The organism is Pollutibacter soli, assembly GCA_029269725.1.
Taxonomy (GTDB): domain Bacteria; phylum Bacteroidota; class Bacteroidia; order Chitinophagales; family Chitinophagaceae; genus Pollutibacter; species Pollutibacter soli.
The window spans coordinates 93,180-112,853 of record JARJHS010000001.1; the positions used below are offsets into that span (position 1 = coordinate 93,180).

The 19,674-nt window shown below is 41.9% G+C and carries 20 protein-coding genes; 12 read left to right on the forward strand and 8 right to left on the reverse strand.

Annotated elements, in window-relative coordinates:
* Window positions 1–75: 75 nt before the first annotated feature.
* Entirely contained in the window at window positions 76–1,056 is a 981-nt protein-coding gene (locus P2W82_RS00445; protein WP_336513851.1) for a hypothetical protein, read from the reverse strand.
* A 41-nt stretch (window positions 1,057–1,097) separates the two neighbouring features.
* Between P2W82_RS00445 and P2W82_RS00450 the strand changes: the two genes are divergently transcribed.
* Window positions 1,098–1,823, forward strand: a complete 726-nt coding sequence (locus P2W82_RS00450; protein ID WP_336513852.1) for a ribonuclease H-like domain-containing protein — start codon at window positions 1,098–1,100, stop codon at window positions 1,821–1,823.
* Window positions 1,824–1,846: 23 nt separating this feature from the next.
* On the forward strand, window positions 1,847–2,848 hold the full coding sequence (gene holA / locus P2W82_RS00455; protein WP_336513853.1) for a DNA polymerase III subunit delta: 1,002 nt from the start codon (window positions 1,847–1,849) through the stop codon (window positions 2,846–2,848).
* Window positions 2,849–2,961: 113 nt separating this feature from the next.
* On the opposite strand, the gene P2W82_RS00460 is transcribed toward holA, so the two are convergent.
* Complete coding sequence (locus P2W82_RS00460; RefSeq protein ID WP_336513854.1) at window positions 2,962–3,906, reverse strand: bifunctional riboflavin kinase/FAD synthetase; 945 nt, start codon at window positions 3,904–3,906, stop codon at window positions 2,962–2,964.
* A 78-nt stretch (window positions 3,907–3,984) separates the two neighbouring features.
* On the opposite strand from P2W82_RS00460, the gene P2W82_RS00465 reads away from it, so the two are divergent.
* A complete protein-coding gene (locus P2W82_RS00465) occupies window positions 3,985–5,157 on the forward strand; it encodes an AIR synthase-related protein (RefSeq protein ID WP_336513855.1) in 1,173 nt (390 codons plus the stop codon).
* Between the two features lie 170 nt (window positions 5,158–5,327).
* Here the strand turns inward: P2W82_RS00465 and P2W82_RS00470 are convergent, their stop codons facing one another.
* From P2W82_RS00470 to P2W82_RS00485, 4 genes are all read right to left on the reverse strand, one after another.
* Window positions 5,328–5,546, reverse strand: a complete 219-nt coding sequence (locus P2W82_RS00470; RefSeq protein WP_336513856.1) for a hypothetical protein — start codon at window positions 5,544–5,546, stop codon at window positions 5,328–5,330.
* A gap of 92 nt (window positions 5,547–5,638) precedes the next feature.
* Window positions 5,639–6,646: a S41 family peptidase gene (locus tag P2W82_RS00475; RefSeq protein ID WP_336513857.1), complete on the reverse strand. Its 1,008-nt coding sequence runs from the start codon at window positions 6,644–6,646 to the stop codon at window positions 5,639–5,641.
* Window positions 6,647–6,729: 83 nt separating this feature from the next.
* Window positions 6,730–9,174 carry an N-acetylmuramoyl-L-alanine amidase gene (locus P2W82_RS00480; protein ID WP_336513858.1) on the reverse strand — a complete coding sequence of 815 codons (2,445 nt, stop codon included), beginning with the start codon at window positions 9,172–9,174 and terminating at the stop codon, window positions 6,730–6,732.
* On the reverse strand, window positions 9,171–9,533 hold the full coding sequence (locus P2W82_RS00485; RefSeq protein ID WP_336513859.1) for a BlaI/MecI/CopY family transcriptional regulator: 363 nt from the start codon (window positions 9,531–9,533) through the stop codon (window positions 9,171–9,173). Before P2W82_RS00485 ends, P2W82_RS00480 begins: the two co-directional genes overlap by 4 nt.
* A 131-nt stretch (window positions 9,534–9,664) precedes the next feature.
* Here P2W82_RS00485 and P2W82_RS00490 point away from each other — a divergent pair, with 131 nt between their 5' ends.
* Window positions 9,665–10,354, forward strand: a complete 690-nt coding sequence (locus P2W82_RS00490) for a cell division ATP-binding protein FtsE (RefSeq protein WP_336513860.1) — start codon at window positions 9,665–9,667, stop codon at window positions 10,352–10,354.
* Here the strand turns inward: P2W82_RS00490 and P2W82_RS00495 are convergent.
* Both P2W82_RS00495 and P2W82_RS00500 read right to left on the reverse strand, forming a co-directional pair.
* Window positions 10,335–11,456 carry a glycosyltransferase gene (locus P2W82_RS00495; RefSeq protein ID WP_336513861.1) on the reverse strand — a complete coding sequence of 374 codons (1,122 nt, stop codon included), beginning with the start codon at window positions 11,454–11,456 and terminating at the stop codon, window positions 10,335–10,337. The two genes, P2W82_RS00490 and P2W82_RS00495, sit on opposite strands and share 20 nt — an antisense overlap.
* Window positions 11,457–12,542 carry a glycosyltransferase gene (locus P2W82_RS00500; protein ID WP_336513862.1) on the reverse strand — a complete coding sequence of 362 codons (1,086 nt, stop codon included), beginning with the start codon at window positions 12,540–12,542 and terminating at the stop codon, window positions 11,457–11,459.
* Window positions 12,543–12,670: 128 nt separating this feature from the next.
* On the opposite strand from P2W82_RS00500, the gene P2W82_RS00505 reads away from it, so the two are divergent.
* The 8 genes from P2W82_RS00505 to P2W82_RS00540 all read left to right on the forward strand — a co-directional run bounded on the left by P2W82_RS00505 (window position 12,671) and on the right by P2W82_RS00540 (window position 19,667).
* On the forward strand, window positions 12,671–13,207 hold the full coding sequence (locus P2W82_RS00505; RefSeq protein WP_336513863.1) for a hypothetical protein: 537 nt from the start codon (window positions 12,671–12,673) through the stop codon (window positions 13,205–13,207).
* 119 nt (window positions 13,208–13,326) lie between these two features.
* Entirely contained in the window at window positions 13,327–13,599 is a 273-nt protein-coding gene (rpsO, locus tag P2W82_RS00510; RefSeq protein ID WP_336513864.1) for a 30S ribosomal protein S15, read from the forward strand.
* Between the two features lie 79 nt (window positions 13,600–13,678).
* Window positions 13,679–15,841: a polyribonucleotide nucleotidyltransferase gene (gene pnp / locus P2W82_RS00515; protein ID WP_336513865.1), complete on the forward strand. Its 2,163-nt coding sequence runs from the start codon at window positions 13,679–13,681 to the stop codon at window positions 15,839–15,841.
* A gap of 141 nt (window positions 15,842–15,982) precedes the next feature.
* Window positions 15,983–16,804, forward strand: coding sequence for a 50S ribosomal protein L11 methyltransferase (prmA, locus tag P2W82_RS00520; protein WP_336513866.1), 822 nt, complete (start codon window positions 15,983–15,985; stop codon window positions 16,802–16,804).
* Between the two features lie 81 nt (window positions 16,805–16,885).
* Window positions 16,886–17,545, forward strand: coding sequence for a glycerol-3-phosphate 1-O-acyltransferase PlsY (gene plsY, locus P2W82_RS00525; protein ID WP_336513867.1), 660 nt, complete (start codon window positions 16,886–16,888; stop codon window positions 17,543–17,545).
* An 85-nt stretch (window positions 17,546–17,630) separates the two neighbouring features.
* Entirely contained in the window at window positions 17,631–18,449 is an 819-nt protein-coding gene (locus P2W82_RS00530; protein ID WP_336513868.1) for a M48 family metallopeptidase, read from the forward strand.
* A 115-nt stretch (window positions 18,450–18,564) separates the two neighbouring features.
* Window positions 18,565–19,074, forward strand: coding sequence for a hypothetical protein (locus P2W82_RS00535; RefSeq protein ID WP_336513869.1), 510 nt, complete (start codon window positions 18,565–18,567; stop codon window positions 19,072–19,074).
* Between the two features lie 74 nt (window positions 19,075–19,148).
* A complete protein-coding gene (locus tag P2W82_RS00540) occupies window positions 19,149–19,667 on the forward strand; it encodes a class IV adenylate cyclase (protein ID WP_336513870.1) in 519 nt (172 codons plus the stop codon).
* The last annotated feature ends 7 nt before the right edge of the window (window positions 19,668–19,674 follow it).

Consider the following 19,674-nt stretch of genomic DNA (forward strand, 5'->3'; position numbering starts at 1 on the left):
TCCCTACTCCTGGCTCTAAACTAAAAGAGCCCGGCTCTCGCCAGGCTCTTTCAACTATTTCGCTTCGCTCAAATACTAGCTAAACAAACCACCTTTCTTCAAAGTAATTGTGCTTTCGCCAATTTTGAATCCGTTATTGTATACTTCAACTTTATAGTTACCTGGTACATATTTCTCTGTTTGTTTCAGATCAAAGCTTACATTTTTACGTGCGCCCTGTTCGTAATCAACAGATACTTTATTGGTGTATTTTTTCTCACCATCCTTACGTGTAGTGAAAGTACCAGACTGAAGACCTTCTTCACTGATTACGTTTCCTGCAGGATCTGTTACTAGGACATAAAGATCTTTAGGACCAGTTTCAGTGATCATGTTTTCATCGAGGTCAAAAGAAATTCTGAATTTATCAGCCTTCTTTGCAGAAGTCGTGCTCTTTTCTTTACCACTTCCTTTTTCATTGATCGGTTGGATCTTGAAAGAAGATGCGTGTAAAGTCTGACCGATGTTTACTTTTTCTTCAGCTGCTGCTTTCTCTGACTGAGTAGTTGCGAGGTTAGTTTCCAATTCAGCCTTCTGAGTAGTCAGCGTTGCTTTTTCTGCAGTGAGGGTCTGATTCTCTCCCTGCAATCTTTCAATTTCCTGGAGATAACCATCAATCTTGCCATTCAGTTCTTTTACAAGAGTGCGGGCTTCAGCAAGATCTTTCGCTGTTGCATTCTGTTTGCCAACAAGACCTTTGATGCGTGATTTCAAGCCATCAAGATCTTTATCTTTTGTTTTAACAAGACTGTCGAGGCGGCTGTTGCTGCTGGTCATTGCGTCCAGTCTCAACAGTGCATCTTCGTATTCTTTCTGCACCATAGTTTTTGATGAATCAAGTGCAGCATACTGAACATCTTTTTGCTGGATTACTTCTTTGGTTCTACTTTTATCGTAGATGATATAACCCCACGTTCCCAATAATGCCGCGATCAGGATACCATAGATCAAACCACGGTTGTCTTTTTTTGGCTCCTGGAACTGGGGAGAAGCTGATGGATAATTTGTTGAACTCATACAGTTGATTTTTATTTTTAATTGATAGTAAAAAAACAATTTTGATTGATCAGGTTTCGCTCTCCGATTTACTTTTTATCGATATAGAAACCGTGCCAGGTGTACCTCATTTTCAGGACCTTCCTGAAGCATGGAGGAGCCTCTGGATGGGCAAGATTTCCAAAACCGTGCCAGAAAATATTTTGCCTGAAGAAAGCTACGCCGAGCGCGCAGGCATTTTCGCCGAATTCGGCCGTGTGGTCTGCATTTCAGCCGGTTACTTCTACTTCGAAAAAAACGAAGAAATATTTTTTAAAATCAAGTCAATCGCCGGAAATCAGGAAGATGAACTGCTTAAAAATTTCTTTAATCTGGTCGAAAAATTCCGGGAAAAAAGACCACGTTTTTCGTTTGCCGGACATAACATTAAAGAGTTCGATATCCCGTTTATTTGTCGCCGCACAATGGCCAACCAAATTACTCTTCCATCCTTTCTGAATTTCTCCGGGATGAAGCCATGGGAAGTGAATCTGGTTGATACTTTACAGTTCTGGAAATTCGGTGATTTCAAAAACTACACATCACTTAGCTTACTCTCGGCTGTTCTGGGTATACCAACTCCAAAAGATGATATCGACGGATCGATGGTGCGCCAGGTTTACTACGAAGAGAAAAATATTTCACGGATTGTTGAGTATTGCCAGAAAGATGTCGTCGCCGTTGCAAACATAATTTTGCGCTTCCGTAATTTACCTTTGCTGCGACCAGAAAACATTTCTATTGCCTGATTCATTTAACAGAATTTTTGCACATGTCGGTTGATAAGATTTTAGCAGAGTGGAAAAAGAAAAAATTCAGTCCCGTTTACTGGCTCGAAGGCGAAGAGCCGTTTTTTATTGATGTGCTTGTCGATTTCGCTGAGCACCAGATACTCTCCGAGCAGGAAGCTTCCTTTAACCTTACGGTATTGTATGGAAAGGATGCTGCATGGGCCGATGTTGTGAATGCCTGCAGAAAGTATCCAATGTTCTCCGATCTGCAACTGGTGATATTGAAAGAAGCGCAGCAGATGAAGGATATAGAAAAACTTCTTCCCTATATCAATCAACCTTTACACTCTACAATTTTTATCATCGCTTACCGGGAGAAAAAAGTAGACAGCAGGACGACATTTGGTAAAACTGTGAAAGCAAAAACGGCCTTCCATAGTTTCAAACCAGTAAGTGACCAGGACCTTGCTCCATGGGCCGAGGAATATATTTCTGCTCAGGGCTTACAAATTGGAGAGAAGGCAGTACAGTTATTGACAGATCATACGGGCAATGATCTGAATGTACTAACGGGCGAAGTAAAAAAAATCATGCTTAACCTCGGTGCAAGAAAAGAAATCACCGAAGCAGATATTGAGGTATACGTCGGCGTTAGTAAAGAGTTTAACACTTTTGAACTGCAGAAAGCCATTGCACAAAAGGATCTGTACAAAGCTATACGCATCATCAAATATTTCGAATCTAATCCCAAAGCTGGTCCGATACAAATGGTGAATGCCACATTATACGCCTATTTCAGTAAAGTCTATATGTTGTTTGGTATCGATTTAAATAATCAAAGCAGTATTTCAGCTGCTTTTGGTAATTCGTCTTACTTCGTAAATGAATATAAAAATGCTGCAAAAAAATATGGTGAGGAGGGAATTTGCAGGATACTCTTGTTATTACATCACTATAATCTCCGCAGCATCGGTATAAATGACAGCGGCACTTCAAGCTCCGAACTCCTGAAGGAGATGGTCGTGAAAATGATTAATGGGTGAACGTATAACGTTTACCGTTGAACCCGGTTGTACAGCAAGGTTTTCAAATCAAAACTGTTATGCTCAAGAGGGAATGTTCCAACGGTTTGTGCTAACGTTTTTCGTTATACGTTTCACCTTACACCAAAATAAGCCAGAGATTCCCGCATGTCAGCAAAGAGTTGTGCCTTCAGCTCATCCAGTCCTGAAAACTTTTTTTCTCGTCTGATAAAATGATATACAGACACTTTTACGATTTCCCCGTATATGTCATCATGGAAATTAAAGATATTTACTTCGATCATTCTCCGTGTTCCATCGACGGTCGGGCGTACACCAATATTCATCATACCTTTATGAGTAATCGATTTCCCCGTAATTGAAACATCTATCGTCACCGCATAAACGCCGTCGCCGGGAATCAGCTTTTCCGGATCGGTTATTTCGAGATTGGCGGTAGGATACCCGATCGTTCGTCCACGTTTATCGCCATGAATTACCCGCGCATGGAAAAAATAAGGATAGCCCAGCATTTTATTTGCCAGGCCAATATCTCCTGAAAGAAGCGAGTCCCTGATAATAGTGGAGCTGACAGTTACCTCATTCAGGATCTTTTCCGGAATTTCTTTTACCTCGCAATTCCATCTGGGGGCCAGTTGCTCAAGAAGCCGGTAGTCTCCGGAACGGTTTTTCCCAAACCGATGATCATACCCGATGATAATACTATGGGGTTGAAAATTTTTAATCAGGAAGTTTTCGATATAGTCTTCGGCAGACATTTCGGAGAATCCCGTGGTGAAGGGCACAATGACCAGGTGATCGATCCCGATAGAACGCAACAGTTCTATTCTTTCATCTATTGTAGTCAGCAGGAATACTTCTCCTGATTTGCCTTTAACGACCCTTCGCGGATGAGGATGGAAAGTAACAATTACTGTTTCGCCATGTACATCCGCCGCTTCCGTTTTCATCTGCTGAAAGATCTGCCTGTGACCGGGATGCACACCGTCAAAAGTACCAATGGTCACAACAGCATTCCGGAAACGAGGTAAATGGTGGATATTATAATGTACCTGCATATTTGCGAGCGGCAAATTTAACGTAAAACGTTTTACGTTCCACGTTTAACGTAGCTTTGCGCGATCCAAAAGCTAGACATGAGTTTATATAACCAGCGGGGCGTTTCAGCACAGAAAGAAGATGTTCACCAGGCCATTGGCAATATAGATCAGGGTTTATATCCGAATGCATTTTGTAAAATGTATCCTGACTACCTGGGCGGAGATAAAGACTGGGTGAATGTGATGCATGCAGATGGAGCAGGTACAAAAAGTATCCTGGCTTATTTGTACTGGAAAGAAACTGGCGACCTTTCTGTGTGGAAGGGAATCGCGCAGGATGCTGTGGTGATGAACCTCGATGATTTGCTTTGTATTGGGGTGTATGATAATATCGTTTTTAATTCCACCATCGACAGAAATAAAAAGAAAATACCGGGTGAGGTGCTGAAAGCCATTATAGAGGGAAATAACGAGCTATTTGAAACGTTGGCAAAAACCGGAGTGCATATACATTACCTCGGCGGAGAAACTGCGGATGTGGGTGATGTGGTTCGTACTATAGCAGTAAATGGCACCATGACTGTACGATGGCCAAAAAATAAACTCATCACGAACGATAAAATTCAACCCGGAGATTTTATTGTAGGTCTTTCAAGTTTTGGTAAAGCCGTATATGAAGATCATTACAACAGCGGCATAGGAAGCAATGGACTGACCAGTGCCCGGCATGATCTGATCGGGAAACATTATGCGAAGAATTTTCCTGAATCATTTGATCCAGCTCTCGACGATGCTGTGGTTTATATTGGCAAACATCGCTTAACCGACGCAGTGAGTGACTTGCCGGAACAAAGAAATGCAGGACAGTTGATCTTAAGTCCTACAAGAACATATGCTCCTGTACTTTGCGAAATTCTTCTAAAACATTTCGATGCCGTTCACGGTCTGATTCATTGCAGCGGCGGCGGACAAACCAAGTGTCTTAAGTATCTTCCTGGTAATATGCGCGTGATCAAGGATAATCTATTCGCGGCTCCGCCGATATTCAATCTCATTCAACAAGCCAGTAAAGCAGACTACCGCGAGATGTTCCAGGTATTCAATATGGGATGCCGCATGGAAATTTATACTGATGCGGATAATACGGAAGCGATGATTCAAATTGCAAAGCGTTGGGGTGTGGATGCGCAGATTATTGGCAGGGTAGAGGCCGCAGGTGAGAAGAGTTTGTTGCTTACTTATGATGGAGAGGAGATTGTTTACCAATAGGTAGTAAGTATTAGGAAGTAAGTAGTAAGTAGGAAGTAGGAAGTAGTAAGTAGTAGGTGTCACGTGTCACGTCCAAAAAAAAGTTGACACTATTACTACTATTACCTTCAGATCGTTGATTTTCAACTGCAAATTTTGAGGTTATATAGCAGAGATTTAGTTACTGGATTTCAGTTCAGGCATTCCTCCGGGCATTCTTCCTGTATTCCGTATTCTATTTCTTTTTCTGAGTCAATTGCCCGGGGTTTTTTCCCCGGGGGCATCCCCAGCTGAAGCTGCGGGGAATTGAAATCATCATAGAAGAAGCGATTTGTTTTTAGTTGCCTGTGATTTAAATTGCTGTTGGCCAGACAATAACTCTCCAAAACAATATTCTGCTGGTTTTTCATTTTCTATTTTCAGTTCCTGTTTTCATTGCGTTCCATATTCTGTATTCTTTCTTCACTGTTTCTTTTTTCTGTTTCTCACTCACTTCTACCGTCTAAAATTTCCTTCGAATCCACGCTGCTGCCGCCTTCACTTTTTCATCATTCGGAATATCATTAAACTTATCAACTGCGGTCATCGGAATTTCCGGATCAATGGCTTCAGTATATAATTTCCCTGATCTGTCCGAACTGTATCCGACGGCAAGGTTAATAAACGCAGTATCATTAATCGCAAAACCGTTATTGATAGTAATATAGCCTGCTGTTCTTGATCCCAACAGGATAGTGTTCTTTCTTCCTTTAAAAGCCATGATCAGATTTTCGGCTGAACTACCCGTAATCGGACTCGTAATAATTACCACAGGGATTTTTGAAGCATCAATATTGCAAAACGGTTTAATTGTTGATATAGCCACAGTATCGATCAGAAACTGATTTCCTTTCAATATCCAGCTTTCGGTTATGTCGGTATGAAATTCTCCGAGTTTCCCATCGGTGAGTAACTGTTTTAAACCCAGTATCATCGGGTGCATTGCGCCACCGCCATTCAATCGCAGGTCAACTACTAAACCCTTCACATTATTTTTCGACAGTAATGAGCAGAGACTGTCATTAAGGGACTGTGCCTTTATATTGAATTCTTCCTTATTGGCAATCGGCATCGATGGAACGCGGATATATCCAATATTTTTATCCAGCATCATAGTGATACTTCTCACACCTTTTTTCCATTCGTTCCTGAAACTATCCGATACATTTACCTGGTTTGGTTGCCATTGAAATGTACTGTCCATATAAAAGAATGCACCATGGAAATCATTGATCGATTTAAAAATATAACGGACTGAATTTCCCATCTGGTATGGCTTTTCCGCGTCCTTCGCCAGCAATTTTGCTGAATCGGCTATGCCTTTCCAGTCGACAGTTTTTTTATTGACTGCATATTTTTTCATGACATCGATCGTCGAATCGATAAGATTGCTGACATATGAAGACTGCGCACATAATGTTTGAAACGAAAACAAAACTGCGATAAGAATAAAGCCGGTTGATTTCTGCATCCTGTAAAAATAAATGCCGTTGCTCATAATCGAACAACGGCAAGGATGAATTGAATAAATCCCTTGTTGAAATGAATTTTGTTTTATTTCTTTCCGACTATCGTAGGATAGCTGAATTGAAGTATATAGTAGGTACTTACATTTTTCCCGTTCTGTACCGCAGGAATCCATTTAGGACCTGATTCGACAAGGTGCGACAATGTCGCCGTAAGTTCATTATCTCCGGATAATATTGTCAGATCCTCAATGGCTCCAATTGTATTTACGACAAACCTTATTTTAGCTGTACCGGCAAGTGTCCTTTTTGTTTGTTCGTCTTTTTCATTTAGCTCTTTGAAAAGGTATTGATTTAATGCAGACTCTCCACCTGGAAACGAAGCTGGTTTTTCCACTTTTACAAAGACTTTATTCAGCTCCTGGACACTATTTTCATCTGGTTTGGTATAAAAGCTGCTGTCAGATTTGTTTATAGTGGTAATTAAAATCACGCCATCCTTTGCATCATCGCCATACAAAGCTGACGCTGATGCATCTTTTAAAACCTGTAATTCTTTTATGTCTTCCGGGTTTATCAGCTGATCAAGTGACTTAATATCTGTTCCTTTTTTCAATACAACTCCGTTGAGAACAATCAAAGGCCCGGAAGATACACCACGGATACGTGTAGTCGGATTGATCTGGATTGTATTTGACTTTTTGTCGAGAACGGCCGGGGGGACGAAACCTTTTTTATGTGCCTCTTCGAAGCTCATTCGTTCGGCCTTGCCATTATTAAATATCACGATCACATCCCCTTTTTCCGTTACATCGACCGACTTCACTCCCTTTGGTAAAGTATCGTTTTCAACGATAAGCATTTTCCTTGCGTAAAAAGCTACAGGGGTTGCATCTTTTGTAATTCCATCCTGTCCGGTGACCGGTCGATGTATAACAATTGAGTCAGCTGTGACTTTGATCGTATCATTCGTTTCCGGTAATGCAGGTCCGTGTTTTTTGGCGGCATCAAAATAAGCTGCGACGTCTTGTTCGGGATCAGTCTCGGAATATACTACGCCTGCATTTTGCTGATTGATCAGAAATTTTTTCGCAGCGTTGAGCAAGCTTTTTGCAATTTTATCGAGATCCTCAGATGATGAAAGTAAACTGCGATCTTCAGGATTAGTAATGAAACCACATTCAACTAACACGGCAGGATAATTTACTTCCGGAGCATCCAGAACGTGAATTGATTTTTGCTTTCTGCTTAGAATTTCAACAGGAGTTTTAGAAAACGGTTTCACTTCTTCTTTAACTGCTGAAGCCAGTGCAAGATTTGAATTATGAAATGAGTTTTTGTTTTCGCTCACGTATACCTGGAAGCCTTTGACATTAGAAGCTGGTGCAGATGCAATATGAATGGACATAAACACATCAGGATTCGCGGCGGCTGATGCTTTCACTTTCTGTCTTACATCATTAAAAATGTCGGTTTCCCTCGTAAGAACAATATTCAGGTTAGCATCATGATTTAATGCTTTAATTCTTTTGGCTATGCCAAGGTTCAGGTCTTTTTCATTAATTCCCTCGGCTGTAGCACCTTTATCTTCACCGCCATGCCCAGCGTCGATAACGACAGTATAAATTTTGTTTAGTTGCAGATCGTGAGTCTCTTTCGTTTTTAGTGTGAAGCCGGCAACAATTATAAAAAGTATCGGTAACACCATTACGCGATTGAAATATGACCGCGCAGGTTTATTTGATTTGATCAGCATTTTGAGTCTTCTTTTAATGGGTGAATGAAAAAAATAACTTCCCAACGAAAAGGACTGTTTCGGAAAGGCAGCCTGCAGGATCATCGCTGCAAAAGCAGCTGTATCCTGGTCTCTGACCGCTTCCCGGTCGGCAATGAACTCGTGGATCATACCGATTTCCTTTCGGATGAGCCAGAAAAAAGGATTGGTCCAGAAAACAATCAGTACACATTGCATTAGAAGTTTGTCGTAGCTGTGTTTCTGTCTCACATGCGCGATCTCATGCAGCAGGATCTGTTTGCCTGATATGGAATCTGCAGGTATTTCCCTGTTCCAGAAAATGTATTTCAGGAAGGAAAATGGTGTGCCTTTTTCAGAAGTATTTAAAAAAGACATACCATCCATCGGGATGATTTCATATCGTTTGATCATGTTCCTGATCTGCCAGAGTGTGAATAGAAAAGCCAGCAACATTCCCATGGAAATAATCCCATATCCCAATGAAGCCAGGTCTGTGAGCTCAACATGCCTGGCTGCGGGAGCATGGTAATTTTCTATGTATGCATCGCCGGTATTCACTACGCGTACCAGCGGAATGGAAGTGATAGAACTGCTTTCATTCTGCGTGTTGACTTTAATTTTTATCAACGGCAGCGTAACCGAAAGCAACACTGTGCAAAGAAGATAAAACCTGTTCCAATAATGAAATGCTTTATTTCTTAACGAGAGCAGGTAGTAACCGTAAAGTATACCTGAACAGATAATTACTTTTAGCAAGTAATAAGCAAAGGCAATCATTTAGAAGATTTTTTTAACTCATTCAGTAGTAGTTCAAGTTCTTCGACGGTGAGATTGTTCTCCCGAACCATAAACGACACTGCATTGGGGAAGGATCCTTCGAAGTAGGACTTCACCATATTCTTTAAAGTTGAGCCCGAATAATCTTCTTTACTAACCAGCGGATAATACTGGTGCATACGACCAAACACGCGTATGCCGACAAATTCCTTCTCCACCAGGATTTTCAGAATAGTAGCTACTGTATTCTGATGTGGTTTGGGTTCGGGAATTTCGTCGAGTATCTCGCGGAGGAAGGCCTTATCCAGGTTCCAGATCACCTGCATAATCTGTTCTTCTGCCTTGGTAAGTGATTTCATACTTCTGTTTTAACTACCCTCCAAACGTATAACTAAATATTTAGTTCAGCAACTATTTTTTTAGTTTTATGATTATTTTCTGGAACTTTTAAAACCCTGAACCATTACCTTTGGGCGAAAAACCGACCGGGATGGCCGAAAAGATACTGGAATTAAAGAATGCCAATATTTATCAGGGAAAGTCGATGATCCTGCAGGATGTGAATATCAGGGTGGAACGCGGCGAATTTGTGTTCCTGGTGGGAAAAACAGGTACGGGTAAGTCGAGTTTATTGAAAACCCTGTATGGCGAGCTGCAGTTGACCGAAGGGGAGGGGGATGTGGTTGGTTTCGACCTAAAAAAGCTTACCTGGAAGACTGTACCATTCCTGCGTCGCAATATTGGAATCGTATTCCAGGACTTTCAATTACTGAATGATCGCAATGTTCAGGACAACCTGAAATTCGTTTTAAGTGCCACCGGTTGGAAAGACCAGAAGCTCATTGAAGATAAGATTAATGACGTGCTGGATAAAGTGGGGTTAAGAACCAAAGGTTTCAAATATCCTTTTGAACTTTCGGGCGGTGAGCAGCAGCGCGTGGATATCGCCCGCGCACTTTTAAATTCTCCCAAACTGATCCTTGCTGATGAGCCGACAGGAAATCTTGATCCGGAAACCACGGACGAGATCATGAACCTGCTGTTCCATATCAGCCGGGATTTTGGCACAGCCATCGTAATGGCTACGCACGATTATATCGTGATCAATAAATTTCCGGCAAGAATGATAAAAACGGAAAAAGGACAGGTGCTGGACAACGCTACCATATCCATGCAATAAGTTCGCGGGCGTTTTTATCGTTATTGTAAAATTCCTGAAGCAGACTTTCTCTCAGGATCATTTCATCTCCTGAAAAGGGCGTTTGCATTAATTCTTTTACGGCATCTTTATAATCCTTTATTTCATTTACAATATGGCAAGCAGACTCTAGGTGAGTGCCATCTACCATAGCCTTGTTAGTCAGTACATGCTTCCCACAAAAAACCGCATTTAGCAATTTCAGTTTTATTCCTGTGTCGCTGAATGATGGAAGTATGTTGACCTGTGCTTTGGCAATCAATTCCTGCATTTCATTTTCTCCTGGGTTTGCAACAAGGCATGTATTGGAATTTTTTTTGATCAATCGTTGAAGGCCAGGCGAAGGATTTTTCCCAGCAACGATAAACGGCAGGTCACTATCACCAAAAACATTTTCCACGAGCCAGGTTGCAGCCTTATCATTTTCCGGAACAGACAGGTTGCCCTGGTAAAGACAGAAACTGCCAGCGCCTTCCATGCTTTGCAGATGCTTCCACCCGGTGAAAACAGAAATATAGGCTACCCTGGATGCCTTGAAATTTTTATGATAGAACTCTGCTTCTTTCTGCGAAACACAAATTATTGGCGACTCATTTGCAAGAGCTCGTTCATATTTTTTCAGCAAGCGACTTTCATTCCAGAAATAGGCTTTTTTAAAAAGTGATTTCGTTTGTCTGCATAACTGCTGATAATATTTGTATTCAACATTATGCATACGGATAAAAGTTTTCCTGTTCTGAAAAACTTTTTCATGCAGCAACCAGGTAGTATGTACACCCTCAAACAAAATCGGATGATTATCACAGAGAAGATTTTCTTTTAGCCGTGGATCGGTTCTGGATCCAACGATGTAAGGTACTTTCATTGAAAAACCCTTATGACCTTTTTGTCGCTGGTAGTAATTAACGGAAACGCAATACTTATTTAGTTCGGGTTGTTCACCGCGGCCGTATTCATAGCAATGTAAATGAATTTTTACTCCTGCTTTATGAAGTGCTTCGAGTTTATAAAAAAGATCGAACACGCCGCCATAATCGGCAGGGTAGGGAACATCATGACAAACGATATGAAGTTGCTTTTCCAATCAGTGCAAAATTTGCCGGTAAAAGTCAAGTAATTTTTGTTCTTCCTTTTGCCAGTTCAGTTGTAATGCTGCAATTGTACATTGTATTTGCAGTCTCCTATACAAAACCTCATTTTGCAGTAAATTGTTCAGATGGCGGGCAATATTTGCTGACGAAAGATCATCAATCAGCACAGCTATTTCAAATGTTTCGTTGATTTCACGGTAAGCTGGATAGTCAACACAAAGCTGCGGCGTTCCTCCCTGTATGTAATCAAAAAAGCGATTGGCGAGGGAATAATAATTGCTCAAACCTTTATTTTCAAAAAGAGTGATACCTGCTTTTGCGCTGGCTGTAACAACCCTGAGTTCTTCAGGAGATAATTTTCCTTTCAATAAAACTTTTTCGCCCAGCCGATGTTTTTTAATCAGGCTTTTTACCTGGTCCATGTAATTGCCATCGCCATAAATATGTAATTGGGCATCTACAAATTCCATTGCAGGAATGAGCGTCTCAAAACTTCTTCCTTCGTTTACTGCACCCTGGTAAAGCAGGAACGATTCCCGTTTTGGGGGTTGAAATAATATTTTGCGCGGCATATTCCGGATCACTCCGTAATCAACTCCGTATTCTTTTTTAAATATCTCAGCGATAGGCCTGCTAACGGTATAGCCCAGCTGAAATTTCGGAACAAAAATCTTTTCTACAGTTTTCCAGAAGCGATAAATAAATGGGCGGGTTACCACTTCTTTCATCTCACAAAACAATTCATGTGCATCGTAAACCCTGGAAATGGATTTCAGCACAGAAATAAAAAAGCAGGGAATAATGGTATCAAGATCGATCGCACAAATCAGGTCTGTTTTTTTTAGAAGAAGGTAGAAAAAAAGTTTTGTATTGTATTCCGCATAAAAAGCAAATCCTTTCCTGAAAAAGCATTTGATTCTATGTTGTTTAAAACTTCTGGGTTCATATGCAGGGCTGTCATTGAACTGCACGCCAATCAGGCGTACCAGGTAGCCGGCCTCCGCCAGTGTACTGCAGATACGGATCATTCGCTGATCAGTGCGGAGATCATTGGTAACTGTAAACGTCAATGTTTTCAAAGCCGGTGTTTGGGTGAAGTTATTATATAGAAACAAATCTCACCCGATAGCCTACCTGCAATCGTCGATAAATTTCGATAATCAATGATTTTTTTATATGTTGGAGAAATTTTTAAATTCTTCCGCACATGGAAAATTTTCCGACTACGGGAACCACAACCACTGCTACTCAGAAGCCAATGCGCCCCACATTTCTGACCGTTCTCTGTATCCTGACCTTTATCGGGAGCGGATTGAGCGTTATCAGCAATATCAATAGTTATCTTACCGCAGATGTGAGCGACGCATTTGTTCAGGAGAAACTGGATAGCACCAGAAAAGAAGTTGGCGAGCAATTGAAAGAGGCCGATTCGAAGGCGGGTGCTGAGTTCGCCGACAAAATGCTGTCCGGTGTGTCAGAAGTCATGAATCCGAAAAATATTAAAAGAAGTGCACTATATGGACTATTGGCCAGTGCTCTTACACTTTTCGGCGCAGTGATGATGTTCAGACTGAATAAAACCGGATTCTGGGTCTACGTGGCCGGCACCATTGTAGGTATTGCGGCGCCGATAATGATTTTTGGAACTTCTAACCTGTTTAGTCTCGGAATCGTAGCACTGACGGGCTTTTTCGGGATTATCTTCGTAATTCTGTACTCAATGAACCTGAAATATATGGAGTGAACGCAATAATATATAGCAAAAAAGCTCCGGATTCAAGCCCGGGGCTTTTTTTGTAGGTTTTTTTCCCTACCTTTGCCCCCGTTTCGTAAAGATGTAAAAGATGCCAAAAAAAATTTGAGATGCCAACGTTAACAACTGAAAAAAAGTCCAGGATTTTTGCCGAGTTTGGTGGGAATGCTAAAAACACAGGTTCAATTGAAGGTCAGATCGCTTTGTTGACTGAAAAAATCAACCATATCTCCCAGCACCTTCAGCAGAATAAAAAAGACTTCTCTACCCATAGAGGGTTAATGAAAATGGTAGGTCAGCGCAAACGCCTGCTTACTTACTTAAGCAAACACAACCTCCAGGGATATCGTGCTCTGATTGAAAAATTAGGACTCAGAAAATAATTCATCTTCTTGCAAACTATTCCCAACTACTCCGGTTGGGAATTAGTTTTTTCTAGTCATTCCCCTTAAACAAGCTTGTATGCTTCAACAACCTATCCAATCTGTGATTGACCTTGGTGATGGTCAGCCCATTACTATCGAAACCGGCCGTTTAGCCCGCCAGGCTGATGGCGCAGTTACACTTCGCCAGGGAAATTGCGTGATTCTTGCCACTGTATGTGCCAATAGAGAACCGAAGGAAGGCCAGGATTTCTTTCCCCTTTCTGTCGATTATATGGAAAAATTTGCTTCAGCAGGTCGTATCCCCGGATCTTTCTTCAAAAGAGAGGGCCGCCTGAGCGATTCTGAAGTGTTGATCAGCCGTCTCATAGACCGTGCTCTCCGGCCATTGTTTCCTGAAGATTATTTATGCGATGTTCAGGTGATCATTACACTGATTTCTTCAGATCCTGAAATCATGCCCGACGCGCTGGCTTGTTTTGCTGCTTCAGCAGCTTTGGCAGTATCGGATATTCCTATTAAAGAAGTTATTTCTGAAGTAAGAGTAGCCCGTATTGATGGCAAATTCGTAATCAACCCAAGAAGAACAGAGCTCGCTAAAGCCGATATGGATTTCATGATCGGAGCTACTGAAAAGAACCTGATGATGGTGGAAGGAGAAGCGAAACAATGTTCTGAAGAAGATTTTATCGTTGCTCTTGAATTAGCTCATGACGCAATCCGTAAACAGATTGCAGCACAGCATGAACTGAGCGCCAAGTTTGGGATCACTGGAAAAAGGGACTACCCCAAGCCAGCGCAGAATGAAGAAGTGAAAAAGAAAGTTGGCGAGATTACTTCAGCTAAAATTCTCGAAATTTCAAGATCAGCAAGTGACAAACATAAACGCAGCGATGCTTACCGGGAACTTGCTGAAGAACTGATTGCAGCTTTTGGTGAAGAACCTGATCCGAAAGAACTCAAGCTTGCAAAGAAATATTTCGATGATTTCAAATGGGAAATTGTTCGTGATATGATCCTTGACGAGCGTAAACGCCTGGACGGTCGTGCACTGGATGAAGTACGCCCGTTGAATATGGAAGTTGATGTTCTTCCTTCGCCACATGGCGCAGCTCTTTTTACACGAGGTGAAACACAATCACTGACAACAATAACCCTCGGTACCCCACTTGATGAACTGCTTGTGGAAAGTGCTGCAAAATCTGAATACAGTAAGTTTATCCTTCATTACAATTTCCCGCCATATTCAACGGGTGAAGTAAAATTCCTTCGTGGTGCTGGCCGTCGTGAAATCGGTCATGGTAACCTTGCTCAGCGTTCACTGAAGCAGATCATGCCGGGTAACGATTACCCATACACGGTGCGCGTGGTGAGCGATATCCTGGAATCAAATGGTTCTTCATCAATGGCGACTGTGTGTGCGGGTTCTCTCGCACTGATGGATGCGGGAGTTCCATTTCAGAAACACGTGAGCGGTGTTGCTATGGGATTGATTACCCGTCAGTCTGATGGAAAATATGCGATCCTTACTGATATCCTCGGTGATGAAGATCACCTCGGTGATATGGACTTCAAGGTAACGGGAACGCGTGAAGGCATTTGTGGCATCCAGATGGATATCAAGATTGATGGTTTAAGCATGGAGACTATGCGTGAAGCACTAGAGCAGGCTCGTAAAGGTCGTTTGCACATTCTTGACGCAATGTATGCAGTTATCGACAAGCCACGTGAAGAAGTTAAACCGCATGCGCCGCGCATGATCAAACTCTTTATCGATAAAGAATTTATCGGTGCTGTAATCGGGCCGCAGGGTAAGATCATCCAGGAAATTCAGAGAGAAACCGGTACTACAATTAATATTGAAGAAGTGGGTAACCAGGGCGAAGTGAGTGTCTTTTCACCAGTAAAAGACGGACTGGATCGTGCAGTAGCCTGGATCAAAGGTATTGTTTCACAACCTGAAGAAGGCGAAGTGTACGAGGCTAAGGTTAAATCAATCATGCCTTATGGTGCTTTTGTTGAATTTCTTCCTGGCAAACAGGGGTTGCTCCACATCAGTGAAGTAAGCTGGAAGAGACTTGAGTCATTGGAAGGTGTTCTGAAAGAAGGCGATTCCGTAAAAGTGAAACTTATCGGGGTTGATCAGAAAACAGGTAAGTTCAAATTGAGCCGCAAGGCACTGATGGCAAAGCCTGAAATGAGCGGCCCGCCACCAGCAGGACAAAATCAGAAAAATTCGTAATATAGAAAGCTGCTGAAAAGCAGCTTTTTTTTTGATGCAGGGGTACAACCTGGGAGGTCTAAGACCTCCTAGGTCTACAACACCTGGCAGGTCTTAAAACCTGGCAGGTTTTAAGACCTGCCAGGTGTAAAACCGAAACAGATGAACCGACAATTTTTTGAAATCAGTTTTCGCGGATTGACTCCCGATCAGATCGATCTGCTGAGCGGAATACTTCCGCAAGCGGGTTTCGATGGTTTTGAAGAAAAAGATACTGACCTGTTTTCAGCATTTGCTGACACTGCAAATCTTGATAAAGAAAAACTTGATGAAATACTTCGCTTGACCGGCCTCGTGGGTGAAACCCATTTTATCAACGAGAAAAACTGGAACGAAGAATGGGAGCAATCATTCGAACCGGTCATAATTCCAACGAAAGTTGGAGTACGCGCATTTTTTCACGCACCTGTGAAAGATGTGAAGCATGAAATTGTCATCACCCCCAAAATGAGTTTTGGTACAGGTCATCATGCAACAACATACCTCATGATGGAACAGATGCTGGACCTCGACTTCAGAGAGAAAAATGTATTAGATTTCGGCACGGGAACAGGAATTCTTGCCATTCTTGCTGAACAATTAGGGGCGCGATCTGTTTTTGCAATCGACAACGATGAATGGAGTGTAACAAACGCACTTGAAAATATTGGAATGAACAAATGCTCAAAAATTCAGATATCGTTAAATAATTCGTGGGAACGGGATAAAAAATTTGATATCATTCTTGCCAATATTAATAAAGGCGTTATTTTAGAGAACCGGGAACATCTTGTACGGTCAATGGTTAAGGAAGGTCTCTTAATTCTCAGTGGTCTGCTGGTTTCTGACCAGCAGGAAATTGAAGCAGCATTTGAATCTCCATTGGGCAAACCTTTATTTACCAGCGAAAAAAATAATTGGATTTCTTTAACGTTTAGGAATTGAGGAAACTCATTAACAGGCTGTTAAAGAACAAATCATTAAGAGCCGTATATTTGTCCCTCAATTTCAACCTCCTAACGAACGATGAACGAACTTTTACTCGTCATACTTGCCTATTTCATAGGCTCCATACCCACCGCGGTATGGATAAGTAAAAGTCAATTTAATATAGACATCCGCGATTATGGCAGCGGGAATGCCGGAGCTACCAACACTTTCAGGGTTTTAGGTGCACGCTGGGGAACCACCGTAATGATCATTGATATGCTCAAAGGTCTCGCAGCTGTAAAACTCGCTTTGCTGATGCCTTATTATGTGCAGAATGATTTCGCCCGTACCAATTTCCAGATCGGTTTAGGTCTGGCTGCAGTCCTGGGGCACATCTTCCCCATTTGGGCTGAATTCCGTGGTGGTAAGGGCGTTGCAACCTTATTCGGACTCGTGCTCGCTATTTCTCCAATAACAGCCCTGGGTTGTATCGGAGTCTTTTTACTTGTTTTGTTTTTCACCAGGTTTGTTTCCCTGAGCTCTATTCTCGCAAGCCTCGCATTTCCGGTATTTATCCTCGTGATTTTCAATGTTGATAACGACGCGTACCGCATTTTTGCTATTGCAGTCGCGCTGCTGGTTATATTAACACATCAAAAGAATATCACACGCTTGCTTCGCGGTAGTGAAAGCAAAGCTCCCATCTTCAAAGGCCGTGATCGTCGCCGTGAAAGAAGACTTAACGACGATTTCTGATTCTTTTTCGCATTTCTTTCTCCGCTCACATTATTTTTATTTAATCTGGTACAAGTATTGAATTTGTCCGGAAAAGACTTTTTTTATGCGGATTTTACTTTTTTTACTCGTCGGAACGCTCAGTTTAAGCTCTTGTCAGAAAAACAAAATAACAGGTCGCAACCAGTTAATGCTGGTGAGCGAAAGTGAAGTCAACGCAATGGCGTTACAGGAATACAAAAGTTTTCTTTCTCAAAATCCCGTGGTACCCAAAGGTTCTACACCGGAGCAACAGATGGTGACCCGCGTGGGGCAACGTATCGCATCTGCAATTACCAGTTATTACAGCAAACAAGGCAAGTCAGAGCTCCTGAACGGTTATCAATGGGAGTTTAACCTTGTGCAATCCAAAGAAGTGAATGCTTGGTGTATGCCAGGTGGGAAAGTTGTGGTGTACACGGGCATTTTACCGGTAACCCAGACTGAAACGGCACTTGCAGTGGTAATGGGGCATGAGATCGCACACGCACTTGCTCTGCACGGGAATGAACGGATGAGTCAGGGTCTGGCCCAGCAACTTGGCGGAGCTGCTTTGTCGGTTGCGCTTTCCAGCAAACCAGCAGAAACACAACAACTTTTCATGGCCGCATACGGCATTGGCTCGAATGTAGGAGTTTTACTTCCGTATAGCAGAAAACAGGAACTTGAGGCGGATCAATATGGATTAATTTTCGCTGCAATGGCGGGCTACAATCCCCAGGAGGCTGTATCATTCTGGCAACGTATGGCGAGTATGAGCGGCGGACAAAAGCCACCTGAACTTCTCAGTACTCACCCTTCCGATCAAACAAGGATTGAAAAAGTACAGCAATATGCTAAACAGGCGATGAAATATTACAAACCTGGAACTCAGAGAGCTAAGTAGTATAATAACTGACATAAAGTTTTTTCATAAAAAATCATCTTTTGCAGGATAAAATGGGGTGAAGTTCAGGCAAATCGTGTACCTTTGCCGTTCATCCTAAAAATTCTGTTGAAGCATGATGCAAACAATGTTTGAAAAACTTCAACTTCATGAAGAGAAGAATCTCCTGATTCAAGGATTACCTTCATCAATCGAAAAGCAATTCACCAAGGTTTCATTTGCCAAAAATGTTACGCCATTGCTGCGTACAAGAAAAATTGATTTTGCTTTAGTATTTGCGGTAAATCAGAATCAGCTGACCCAGATTATGCAGGATGTGATTCCTGCGCTTCATGAAGATGCCAAATTGTGGATAGCTTATCCAAAAGCAGCATCCAAAATTGTTAGCGACCTTAACCGGGAATGCAGTTGGAACTGCATCTGTAACCGCGGTTTTGAAAGTATTCATGAAACTACGCTCGACCACGTGTGGACAGCGATCCGTTTCCATCGTAGTGGTATACCTATCAGAGATGCCGGAACAGAAGCAATGATGTCACAATACCAGGAAGTTGCAGAAACTTTGCCGGGTATCACCGTTGCTAAACAATCCTCCAGGTACAGCAAAGTAGCAAGCAGGATTTAATGAGGATATCTTCGTTGCGGCGAAGAAAAAAGAAATTAAAAGGATTATCTCAAATTTGAGATAATCCTTTTTTTATGCATTTGAATATTGAAATCAAAGCGAGGTCGAACAACACAAGCTTCATCCGTAATTATCTGCTCAAACAACAGGCTGATCACCCGGGCATCGATCATCAAACGGATACTTATTTTGATGTACCACATGGCCGGATGAAACTGCGTGAAGGAAATATCGAAAACGCGCTTATACATTACCATCGGGAAAACAAATCCGGGCCCAAAGCATCTCATGTGATCTTATACCCAACGGATCCGTCAAAAAAGCTGAAAGAAATGCTGATTTCAGCTTTGAATGTAAAAGCCATCGTGAAAAAGAAACGGGAAATCTATTTCATCGACAATGTGAAATTTCATATCGATGAGGTGGATGGACTTGGATCGTTTATCGAAATCGAAGCGATCGATCAAAGGGGAACTATCGGACAACAAAAACTAGAGCAGCAATGTAAATTTTATATGTCGGAATTCAGGATTGAAGAAAAGGATCTGGTTACAGTTTCGTATAGTGACCTGTTGTGGAAGAGCAGCCATTAAATCAATA